Origin of the sequence: Flavobacterium adhaerens (assembly GCF_040045115.1) — a bacterium.
GTDB classification, from domain to species: Bacteria; Bacteroidota; Bacteroidia; order Flavobacteriales; family Flavobacteriaceae; genus Flavobacterium; species Flavobacterium adhaerens.
Window position 1 is genome coordinate 112,627 of the sequence record NZ_JBDLZX010000008.1, and the last position, 12,229, is coordinate 124,855.

General features: G+C 34.9%; 8 protein-coding genes. All 8 read right to left on the reverse strand.

Annotated elements, in window-relative coordinates:
• Positions 1-16: 16 nt before the first annotated feature.
• Complete coding sequence (locus tag ABEB18_RS12490; RefSeq protein WP_348799641.1) at positions 17-1,198, reverse strand: acetyl-CoA C-acyltransferase; 1,182 nt, start codon at positions 1,196-1,198, stop codon at positions 17-19.
• Between the two features lie 32 nt (positions 1,199-1,230).
• Complete coding sequence (locus tag ABEB18_RS12495) at positions 1,231-1,611, reverse strand: four helix bundle protein (RefSeq protein WP_348799642.1); 381 nt, start codon at positions 1,609-1,611, stop codon at positions 1,231-1,233.
• Between the two features lie 30 nt (positions 1,612-1,641).
• A complete protein-coding gene (locus tag ABEB18_RS12500) occupies positions 1,642-4,032 on the reverse strand; it encodes a 3-hydroxyacyl-CoA dehydrogenase/enoyl-CoA hydratase family protein (protein ID WP_348799643.1) in 2,391 nt (796 codons plus the stop codon).
• Positions 4,033-4,158: 126 nt separating this feature from the next.
• Complete coding sequence (locus tag ABEB18_RS12505) at positions 4,159-4,632, reverse strand: MarR family winged helix-turn-helix transcriptional regulator (protein ID WP_348799644.1); 474 nt, start codon at positions 4,630-4,632, stop codon at positions 4,159-4,161.
• A gap of 332 nt (positions 4,633-4,964) precedes the next feature.
• The gene (locus ABEB18_RS12510) at positions 4,965-6,743 is read right to left on the reverse strand and encodes an AMP-dependent synthetase/ligase (protein ID WP_348799645.1); all 1,779 of its coding nucleotides are present in this window, start codon (positions 6,741-6,743) and stop codon (positions 4,965-4,967) included.
• Between the two features lie 242 nt (positions 6,744-6,985).
• Positions 6,986-7,429 (reverse strand): hypothetical protein, encoded by a 444-nt coding sequence (locus ABEB18_RS12515; protein ID WP_348799646.1) that lies wholly within the window; start codon positions 7,427-7,429, stop codon positions 6,986-6,988.
• Positions 7,430-7,536: 107 nt separating this feature from the next.
• On the reverse strand, positions 7,537-8,415 hold the full coding sequence (locus tag ABEB18_RS12520; protein WP_348799647.1) for a hypothetical protein: 879 nt from the start codon (positions 8,413-8,415) through the stop codon (positions 7,537-7,539).
• A gap of 115 nt (positions 8,416-8,530) precedes the next feature.
• Positions 8,531-12,187, reverse strand: a complete 3,657-nt coding sequence (gene purL / locus ABEB18_RS12525) for a phosphoribosylformylglycinamidine synthase (protein ID WP_348799648.1) — start codon at positions 12,185-12,187, stop codon at positions 8,531-8,533.
• Positions 12,188-12,229: the final 42 nt, after the last annotated feature.

The following is a 12,229-nucleotide window of genomic DNA, read 5'->3' on the forward strand; positions in this document are numbered from 1 at the left end:
ATATTCTATTTTCTTTTTAAAGAACCTCAAAAACCCCCGCACTTCCTTGCCCAGTTCCTACACACATAGAGACAATTCCGTATTTGTTGCCTCGGCGTTTCATTTCGTCAAATAGTTGAACTGAAAGTTTCGCTCCTGTGCAACCCAAAGGATGTCCTAATGCGATTGCTCCACCGTTTACGTTTACAATTTCAGGATTTAATCCTAATTCGCGAGTTACCGCCAAAGCTTGTGAAGCAAAAGCTTCGTTCAATTCAATTAGCTCAATATCGTTTAATGTTAATCCGGCTTGTTTTAGTGCTTTCGGAATCGCTTTTACAGGTCCGATTCCCATAATTCTTGGTTCTACCCCAGCAGAAGCAAAATTGACCAATCTAGCGATAGGCTGAATGTTTAATTCTTTTACCATTTCTTCGCTCATAATAAGAACGAAAGCTGCTCCATCACTCATTTGAGAAGAGTTTCCAGCCGTTACACTTCCATCGGCAGCAAAAACTGGTCTTAATCCTGCCAAAGCTTCTTTGGAAGTTCCCGCTCTTGGTCCTTCATCTTTGTTTACAACATAGGATTTAGTTTCTTTCTTACCATTTTCATTAATGAAAGTCTGCTCAACAGTTATGGGAACGATTTGTTTATCGAATTTTCCTTCTGCTTGTGCTTTTAAGGCTTTCATGTGTGAATTATATGCAAACTCATCTTGATCTTCTCTAGAGATTTTGTATTGGTTCGCAACTGCTTCAGCAGTTAAACCCATTCCCCAGTAGTAATCTTCGTGACCCTCTTTAGCAATAGTATAATCTGGAGTTGGTTTGTAACCTCCCATTGGGATATAACTCATACTTTCGGCACCGCCAGCGATGATACAATCTGCCATTCCGGACTGGATTTTAGCAGTCGCCATTCCGATAGTTTCTAATCCAGAAGCACAATAACGATTTACAGTTACGCCAGGAACATCTTCAACTTTTAATCCCATTAAAGAGATCAAACGACCAACGTTAAGACCTTGTTCTGCTTCTGGCATAGCATTTCCTACCATAACGTCATCGATGCGTTTTTTGTCAAAATCAGGCAGTTCGTCCATCATAAACTGAATGGTTTCAGCGGCTAATTCATCAGGTCTTTTAAATCTAAAAACACCTTTTGGAGCTTTTCCAACTGCTGTTCTATATGCTTTTACTATATATGCTGTTTTCATAAATTGTTGTATTAAGATTGGAGAATTAAGTATTAAGATTTTCCAATTGTTTTGTTGATTTTATCATTGAGTGATCGTTGAAAAGAAAAATTCATATTTGATACTTCTACTAATTGATTAATAGTGGGTTGAATTAAATCTTCACTAACAAGTTTAAGTCTTTTAGCAAGTATTAATTGAGTTATTAATTCAAATGTTGAACCATTTGCTATTCCTAGAAAGTGCATAAATTCTTTGTCTGAATTTCTTCCTGAACCTTCGGCAATATTAGAAGGAATTGAAACTGCGCACTTTTTTATTTGATGAATTAAATTAAATTTTTCATCATTTGGCAGGATTGATGAAATCTCATAAACATGAACTGCAATGTCTATTGCTTTCTGCCAAATCTTTAATTTTTCAAATTGGTGCATCTCTTAATACTTAATTCTTATTACTTGATACTAGTTTCTCAAAGGTTTTCCTTTAGTTAACATATATTGAATACGCTCCAGAGTTTTTCTTTCTGTACATAAACTCAAGAAAGCTTCACGTTCGATATCTAATAAATATTGTTCAGATACTAAAGTTGCTTCAGATAAATCTCCACCAGCCATAACATAAGCTAGTTTGTTGGCAATCTTCTTATCGTGCTCAGAAATGTATTTTCCAGCTTCCATTTGATCTGTTCCAACTAAGAACATCCCTAAAGCTTGTTTTCCTAAAACTTTAATATCGTTTCTTCTGATTGGTTGTGTATAACCCGCTTCTGCCATTAACAATGCATGTTTTTTAGCTTCAGCGATCTGACGGTCTTTATTTACTACGATAATATCTTTTCCGTGTTGTAAAAGTCCAGTATCAAAAGCTTCGTAACCAGAAGTCGAAACTTTAGCCATAGCGATTGTTAAGAAATACTCTTGAAGAACGTTTAATTCCACATCGTTTTTACGGAATAAATCAGAAGCTCTTAAAGTCATTTCTTTAGAACCACCACCACCAGGGATAACTCCAACACCAAATTCAACTAATCCCATGTACGTTTCTGCAGCAGCAACCACTTTATCAGCATGTAAACTCATTTCGCATCCGCCACCAAAAGTCATTCCGTGAGGCGCAACTACTACTGGAATTGAAGAATAACGAACGCGCATCATGGTATCTTGGAACAATTTGATCGCCATGTTCAATTCATCGTATTCCTGCTCAACGGCCATCATGAAGATCATTCCGATATTGGCCCCAACTGAGAAATTTGCTGCTTGGTTTCCTATAACTAAACCCTGATATTCTTTTTCAGATAAGTCGATTGCTTTATTGATAGCTTGTAGAACATCGCCACCAATTGTATTCATTTTAGACTGAAATTCTAAGTTTAAGATTCCGTCTCCTAAATCCTGAATGATTGCCCCACTGTTGCTCCAAACTTTTTTGCTTTCGCGAATGTTATTCAGGATGATGAATGAATCTTGTCCAGGGACTTTTACTTGAGATTTTGTTGGTATATCATAGAAATAAGTTGCGCCTTCTTTTACAGTATAAAAACTGCTGCTTCCAGAAGCTAACATTTCGTTTACCCATGCAGCAGGCTCTAAACCTTCCGCTTTCATAATTTCAATTCCTTTTTCAACACCAATAGCATCCCAAATTTCGAATGGACCATTTTCCCATCCAAAACCAGCTTTCATAGCGTCGTCAATTTTATAGAATTCGTCTGTGATTTCAGGAACTCTGTTTGAAACGTAAGCAAACATTCCAGTAAAACTTTTACGGTAGAATTCACCCGCTTTATCCGTTCCTTTTACTAAAACTTTAAAACGATTGATTGGTTTATCGATAGTTTTAGTTAATTCTAAAGTTGCAAAATTTGCTTTTTTTGCAGCTCTATATTCTAATGTATTTAAATCTAAAGAAAGAATGTCTTTATCTACTTTTTTGTAGAAACCTTGACCAGTTTTGCTTCCTAACCAGTTATTCTCCATCATTTTGTTGATGAAATCAGGAAGTTTGAATAATTCGTGTGCTTCGTCGTTCGGACAGTTTTCGTAAATACCATTGGCAACGTGTACCAAAGTATCCAATCCAACAACGTCAACGGTACGGAAAGTAGCCGATTTTGGACGACCGATAACTGGACCAGTCAATTTATCAACTTCTTCAATTGTTAATCCCATTTCTTTTACAAGGTGGAATAAACTTTGGATTCCGTAAATACCAATTCTGTTTCCAATAAACGCCGGAGTATCTTTAGCCACAACCGATGTTTTTCCTAAGAATTTAGATCCGTATTCGTTTAAGAAATCTAATACTTCTTTTGAAGTTTTTGACCCTGGAATAATTTCAAATAATTTTAAGTAACGCGCAGGGTTAAAAAAGTGAGTTCCGCAGAAATGCTGTTGGAAATCTTCGCTTCTTCCTTCACTCATAAAATGAATTGGAATACCAGAAGTGTTCGAAGTAACCAATGTTCCCGGTTTACGGAATTTGTCTATTTGTTCAAAAACCAATTTTTTGATGTCTAAACGTTCTACAACCACCTCGATAATCCAGTCCACATTGGCAATTTTTGCCATATCATCTGTTGTATTCCCTGTTGTGATTCGGTTAGCGAATTTCTGACTGTAAATAGGAGAGGGTTTTGATTTTAATGAATTCGCCAAATGTTCGTTTACCACACGGTTGCGAACGGCTTTGCTTTCAAGCGTAAGTCCTTTTTTAGCTTCGGCTTCGGTCAGTTCGCGGGGTACAATGTCCAGAAGCAAAACTTCGACACCAATGTTAGCAAAATGACAAGCTATTCCTGAACCCATGATTCCGGATCCAATTACAGCAACTTTTTTAATTGTGCGTTTCATAAATAAATATATTTTGTTTTAAACGTATTTTTATTTGGATTGAAATAGTTTAGATAAAAAACATTTCAGTTTTAATAAAGTAATACGTTGATTGTTTTAGCTTTTGAAAAGAAAACGCCTTTTTCTTTATTTTTTAGAATCTAGAATTGTAGCGTTTTCTTCATCTGATTTAAATATGTTCTTATTTTGAATTAGTTCGTTGATAATCTCTGCAACTTCAATGAAATTGTTTATTTTTTCCTCAGAAATATTTTGTCTTACAGATTCATTAAATTTTAGAACGGTATTTTTAGAAAGTTCCCTTTTTTCTTTTCCAAATTCGGTTAAGTAAATCAAAACACCTCTACCATCTTCTGGGTTTTTCTTTCTGATAATTAACCCTTTTTCTTCCATCGATTTAAGGGTTCTGGTCAAACTCGTAGCTTCCATTCCCATTCGAGGTCCCAAAGCTGTCGAAGGTGTACCTTCTTCTCTATCTATACTTAATAAAGCAAATCCTGTTGCCATTGTAGCATCATATTTATTAGCTTCTTCGTTGTACATTCTGGAAACGGCTTGCCAAGTTGCTCTTAGGATATAATCTAGTGTTTTGTTTTTCATATGTTACTATATCGTTTTCAAATATAATAAAAAATACTATGCATGCATAATACATGTTGATTTTTTTTAAATTCTTTGTATAAATATAACGAAAACTATTGATAAGTAAAGTGCTGATAGGATATGTAAGTTCTGTTTGTATTGTATTTGAAGAAATTTCTAGGGGTAATTATTTTTTTGTTAGAGCTTATAATTATATCATTTAAAGCAGAAATAATTTTAATGAAACAAAGTTTGCTATACAAAATGTTTGAGCAGAATTTAAATTTTGAGTAAAAAAAAAACGGCTGTCTTACTATCTAGACAGCCGTTTTTGTTTGGTAATAATTTGATTAATTAGGATTGTATATTTTATCATAAAGATCTTTATAGATTTCTTTTATGATTTTACGTTTCAGTTTTAGAGTAGGTGTCAAATGACCACCATCTATAGACCATACATCTGGAGTTAATTCAAAACGCTTAATTTGTTCCCAATTCCCGAATTTTTTATTTAAACGATCAACTTCCTCATGAATACGGTTTACAACCTTTGGATTAGTTATGATTTCTGCATTGGTTTTTCCAGCTTCGATACCGTGTAGTTTTGCCCATTCTTTTACAAATTCAAAACTAGGTTGAATAAAAGCACCTGGCATTTTTTCCCCATCTCCAATAACCATAATTTGTTCGATAAAACGAGATTGTTTCATTGTGTTTTCTATAAGTTGAGGAGCAATATATTTTCCGCCTGAAGTTTTAAACATTTCTTTTTTTCTATCCGTAATTGATAAGAAACCATCTTTGTCAACATTTCCAATATCTCCGGTATGAAAATAGCCATCAATTATTACTTCTGCTGTTTTTTCGGGATCTTTGTAATAGCCCATCATAACACTTGGACCTTTACAAAGAATTTCGCCGTCTTCGGCAATTTTTACTTCTACATTGTTGATGATTTTTCCAGCAGTTCCAATTTTAAACCCTTTGTTACGCAAATCATTTACGGAGATCACAGGTGAGGTTTCTGATAATCCATAACCTTCCATGATGTAGATTTCTGCAGCGGCAAAAATTCTAGCCAATCTTGGTTGCAATGCAGCACTACCGTTTACAATTAAATCGAGTTTTCCTCCCAAAGCTTCTTTCCATTTGCTAAAAATGAGTTTGCGAGCAATTTTCAATTGGAATTCATACCAAAAACCATTTACTCCATACGGTTCGTATCGGTGTCCAATTGCTACAGCCCAAAAGAAAAGTTTTCTTTTGATACCAGTAAGATCTGAACCTTTGGCAATAATTTTTTCATAAACTTTCTCGATAAGTCTTGGAACACCTGTCATTACAGATGGACTGATTTCTTTTATGTTATCGGATATTTTTTCGATAGATTCTCCAAAGTAAATCGAGCAACCGTGAAATTGATAAATATAAGTTACCATTCGTTCGTAAATATGACAAATCGGTAAAAAACTTATTGCACGACTGGATCCAGCGTCAAATGGAATTCTATCGGCACTATTCAAAACATTTGAAACAATATTTTTGTGGGATAACATTACACCTTTTGGTCTTCCTGTTGTTCCAGAGGTGTAAATAATGGTTGCCAAATCTTCGGCACTTACATTGTTTTTTCTTTCCTCAACTTCATTTTGATTGCTTTTGTCTGCGCCAAGTTGTAATAGTTCATTCCAATTTTTGCAGCCTTCAATTTCATTAAAAGAATATACTTCTTTAAGCGAAGGAATGTTTGCTTTTATAGTATTGATTTTCTTGAACAAATCTGCATCAGATACAAATACATAACTTGCTTCAGAATGATTTAGAATGAATTCATAATCGTCTTCGGAAATTGTTGGATATACAGGAACGTTTTGAGCACCAATTTGCAAAATACCAATATCCATAATATGCCATTCGGTTCTATTATTACTCGAGATAATAGCTATTTTATTATTTTTTTGAACACCTATTCTTAATAATGCTCTTGAAATGGCATTTGCCTTATCAATATATTCTTGGGTCGAGGTTTTAACCCATACACCATTTTGCTTAGTTGCCAAAGCATCAGGAAGGTTATATTTTTCCAATTGATAATATGGAAAATCGAATAGGCGATTGATAGTTATCATTATGTGATTGTTAAATTGTATTGCAAATTAAATAAAATTTAATAATAATATTTGGTTTCTAATAATTAATTATGGCTATTCTAATTACAATATTGGAAATCAACGAAATCGTTTTCTTTATTTCTTTGAATTTGGATGACTTTAATAGAAAAATCCCTGCTTCATTTTTGTTTTTAGGAAATGAATAATTTCTAAAACATAAGAAAAACAGGGATTTTAATAGTGGTTTTGACTTGAAGGATCTATTCTATGTATTCTTTTACACGATCGCCTGAAATGAATATTTTCTTTTTGTCATAATGAATGGTAAATGATTGCTGAATCCAGTTTTTGTCATCACTTGATTTGGCTTCGGCATTGCCTGTTATTCTATACCAAAATGTATAAGATGCACTATTAAATCCTTCTTTGAAAATTGGAATTCCAGATTCTGAACATTCGATTCCCCAAATAATATTGTTTTTTTCCAAATCTTCATTTTGTATCATTCCTGTACCATCAGGGTTAAGGATGGTTATAGGTTCTAGTTGATTTACATAGTTGTATTGACCGATGATAGGATATCCAATTGAGTTGGCAATAAAATGCTCTTTCTGGTCAATTGTGATTTTTGTAATATTAATTTGTGCAAATGAATTCATTGCACTAGCAATAAGTGCAGTTAGCAGTAAAGTAATTTTTTTCATGAAATGTAGGTTAGTTAAGAAAGACTAAACAATATTGGGATTATTCTTTAGTCTAGAATTAGAGTTTGATTTAGGCTAATGTACAAACTGATTTTTATATAAAAAAACTACAAATAGATATAGTTGTAAAGATATAAATAACCTTCTGTGAATCTTTTGGTTCCCTTTGGAGAATAGACATAGGTTTTTGCTTTTTTCTCTACAATATTACCATTTGTATCAAGCTTGTAGATAAATAAAGTCTCTTCGTTGGGTAATTTAGTATTGTTATCGGCTTTTATGGTAGTAATGCGAACCAGTTTTTTACTGTTGTCGTATCTGTATATGTTCTTATGAGATAAGATACCGGATTTTAAAATCCGCGTTTCTGTGACTAAGCCATTCGCATCATAACTATATTGTGTAGCACTATCAATATCTTGATTGACAATTTGAAAAATTTGATTTTTATCATTAAAGTGATAAAAATATTCTTTTCGAGTAGTTATTTTTTTAGGTAGGTTTACAGCGTAGTCTTCACCTTTGAATAATATGTTTTTTTTCTGCACATATTTATAATCAAGGGTAGAAAAGTCAGGTTCTATGGCTGTACTGGTAATTGAATCGTGTGCATCAATGTTATTAGAAAAACGAGTGGTTTCAATATCAATATGCGAGATTAGCCCTTTGTTGGTATAGCTAAAAAACTTTTTTTTGGATTCTAAATTCCGCAAAGTTTCTTCAATTTCTTTTGTCAATCCGTTTTGATCAAATCGGTATAGATTACTTATAGAGGCTGAGTCATTTATAGTGTGACCTTGTTCGTTAATTACAAATTGATGTTCTTGCATTTCGGCAATTTGACCTTTTAAGCCTAGTGTTTTTGTGTTTATTTCTAATTCTAATAAAGGATTTACTTTAGCAATAGTATGAATAGATTGTGCCGAAGTTGGCGTAATGAAAAACAGAAGATTTAAAATAATAATGGCATTTTTTAAAAAAATCATAGGGGCGCTTTTTAAAATTGATTTTAATATATCTAATTGAATTTCTCATGAAAAACCCGTCTCAAAAAGTAGGATCAAGAGACGGGTTTTGAATTATTTTGAAGAACGGTTTGGATTATTTTTGATTATCAATCCATTTTCTAGCATTCACAAAAGCTTCTAGCCAAGGTGTTACTTCATCGTTTCGGTCGCTTGGGTAATGTGCCCAGTTCCATTGAAAAGTAGAGCGCTCAATATGTGGCATCATTACTAAATGACGACCTGTAGCGTCACACATCATGGCTGTATTGTAGTCAGAACCGTTTGGATTTGCTGGATAGTTGTCGTAACCGTACTTTCCAACAATGTTGTAGTTAGCTTCTGGTTCTGGTAAATTGAATTTCCCTTCTCCGTGCGAAACCCAAACTCCCAAAGTGCTTCCAGCTAAAGTTGATAACATGACCGATTTGTTTTCTTGAATGGTCACCGATGTAAAGATACTTTCGTGTTTGTGACTGTTGTTGTGGTGCATTTTTCCGTGAACTTCGTGTTCTGGATTAATCAATTCTAATTCCATTAATAATTGGCAACCATTACAAATTCCGACAGACAAAGTATCTTTTCTTGCATAGAAATTTTTAAGAGCAGTATTCGCTTTTTCGTTGTATTTGAAAGCTCCAGCCCAACCTTTGGCAGAACCCAATACATCCGAATTTGAGAACCCTCCAACAGCTCCGATGAACTGAATGTCTTCTAAAGTTTCACGACCCGAAATCAAATCGGTCATGTGAACGTCTTTTACATCAAAACCTGCTAAGTACATCGCATTTGCCATTTCACGTTCGGAATTACTTCCTTTTTCACGGATAATAGCTGCTTTTGGTCTCTCAACTGCGCTCGAGATGACTGGTTTTTTACCAGTGAAGTGAGCAGGGAAAGTATAATGTAAAGGTTGATTTTTGTAATTATCGAAACGTGCCTGAGCAGTTCCGTTTTTAGATTGTTTTTGGTCTAATAAGAACGAAGTTTTAAACCAAACGTCTCTGTATTTAACGATGTCAAGCTTACATGGGCCAAAATCTAAAGTAGCTTCAGTAGTTGCTTTTCCTAGTTTAAAGAATGAAATATCATTAGCGTTTAATTTGTTTTCTAAAACAGCATCTTCTTTGGCTTGGAAAACGATACCAATATTTTCAGCAAACAAATATTTGATGATGTCTTTTTCTTCAAAAACAGAGAAGTTTATTTTAGCTCCCAAATTCACATCTGCAAAACACATTTCTAATAAAGTAGTGATCAAACCACCACTTCCTATGTCGTGTCCAGCTATAATTTGGTTGTCACTTATTAATTCCTGAATAGTGTTAAACGCATTTTTAAAGAAAGAAGCATCTTTTATCGTTGGAGCTTCATTTCCGATACTATTCAAAATTTGAGCAAATGATGAACCTCCTAATTTGAATTCATCTTGAGAAAGATTGATATAATAAATAGAACCGCCGTCTTTTTGCAAAACAGGTTCAACTACTTTTTTAACGTCAGTACAATGTCCAGCAGCAGAAATGATTACTGTTCCTGGAGCAATTACTTCGTCATTTGGATATTTTTGTTTCATCGAAAGTGAATCTTTTCCAGTCGGAATGTTGATTCCTAATTCGATTGCGAAATCCGAACAACCTTCTACAGCAGCATACAAACGAGCGTCTTCACCTTCGTTTTTACAAGCCCACATCCAGTTGGCTGATAATGAAACTCCTTTTAGACCGTCTTTAATTGGAGCCCAAATGATGTTGGATAAAGACTCTGCAATTGCAGTTCTACTTCCAGCTACTGGGTCAATCAAAGCAGCGATAGGAGAGTGTCCGATAGAAGTAGCGACACCTTCTTTTCCATTAAAATCCAGTGCCATTACCCCAACATTATTCAAAGGCAATTGTAATGGTCCTGCGCATTGTTGTTTGGCCACACGACCACCCACACAACGATCGACTTTATTGGTCAACCAGTCTTTAGACGCAACCGCTTCTAACTGCAATACGGCTTCTAAATATGTTGCAATGTTTTTAACATCATAATTTAAACCGTTGTATTTGTAATCTATCGTTTTATCGGTCATGATTGTTTTTGGTGAACTTCCAAAGAAATCTTCCAAAGCATAATCCATAGGTTTTGCACCTGTTGTTTTAGATTCGAAAGTAAAACGGTGATCGCCTGTTACATCACCCACTTGGTACATTGGGGCGCGTTCTCTTTCGGCAATTCTTTGTAGTGTGTCAATGTCTTTCTGACCAATAACCAATCCCATTCTTTCTTGAGATTCGTTTCCGATAATTTCTTTAGCAGAAAGGGTAGGGTCACCTACTGGTAATTTATCCAAATCAATCAAACCTCCTGTTTCTTCAACCAATTCCGAAAGACAGTTTAAGTGTCCACCTGCACCGTGATCGTGAATAGAAACAATTGGATTGTTATCACTTTCTACCAAACCGCGAATGGCGTTGGCAGCACGTTTTTGCATTTCTGGATTTGAACGTTGAATAGCGTTCAATTCGATTCCTGAACCGAAAGCTCCTGTATCTGCAGAAGAAACCGCAGCACCACCCATTCCGATTCTATAATTTTCTCCACCAAGGATAACGATTTTATCGCCTTCCTGTGGTTTTTGTTTGATAGATTGATCTAATTTTCCGTAACCAATTCCACCCGCTTGCATGATTACTTTGTCGTAACCTAATTTTCGATTAGCTTCTTGGTGTTCGAAAGTTAAAAGGGAACCCGTAATTAACGGTTGACCAAATTTATTTCCGAAATCCGAAGCTCCATTTGAAGCTTTAATCAAAATATCCATCGGAGTTTGGTACAGCCACTTTCTTTCTGCTACACCATTTTCCCAATTTCTATCGTCAGCTAAACGGGAGTATGAAGTCATGTAAACCGCTGTTCCTGCCAATGGCAAAGAACCTTGTCCACCTGCTAAACGGTCACGAATTTCTCCTCCTGAACCCGTTGCAGCACCGTTAAAAGGCTCAACCGTAGTTGGAAAATTGTGTGTTTCGGCTTTTAAGGAAATAACCGAATCAAATTCTTTTGTCTCATAAAAATCAGGTTTGTCAGCTGATTTTGGAGCAAATTGTTCTACTCTCGGCCCTTTTACAAAAGCCACATTATCTTTGTATGCCGAAACGATATCGTTCGGATTTTCTTGAGATGTTTTCTTGATAAGTTTAAAAAGAGAAGTCTCTTTTTCTACACCGTCAATAATAAATGTTCCGTTGAAAATTTTGTGACGACAGTGCTCTGAATTCGCTTGTGAGAATGCAAAAATCTCTGAGTCAGTTAATTTTCTACCCAATTTGGTAGCCAAATTATTCAAATAATCTTCTTCTTCGGTGCTCAAAGCCAAACCTTCTTGCTTGTTGTAAGCAGCAATATCATCAATCTCTAAAATAGCTTCTGGCTGAATGTTGATAGTGAAAATATCCTGATTTAACTCGCTGTACTTTTGCGAAAGCATTGGATCGAAATCAGTAAAATCCTCAGTAACTTTTTGAAATTCCTCGATGCGAATGATTCCAGAAATACCCATGTTTTGAGTAATTTCTACTGCATTGGTACTCCAAGGGGTAATCATGGCTGCGCGAGGTCCAACAAAAAAATCCGTCAATGCGGATTTCTCTATTTTATGTGCGTCGGCAAATAGCCAGTTAAGTTTTGAAATGTCTTGAGCTGAAATTTCGTTTTGCGTGTGTACGGCAAAAACGGTGTTGCTTTGGTTTTCAAAGAAATGGATCATTGTTGTGTAGTTTGTTGTATTTAACGGTGCAAATTTAGGTTA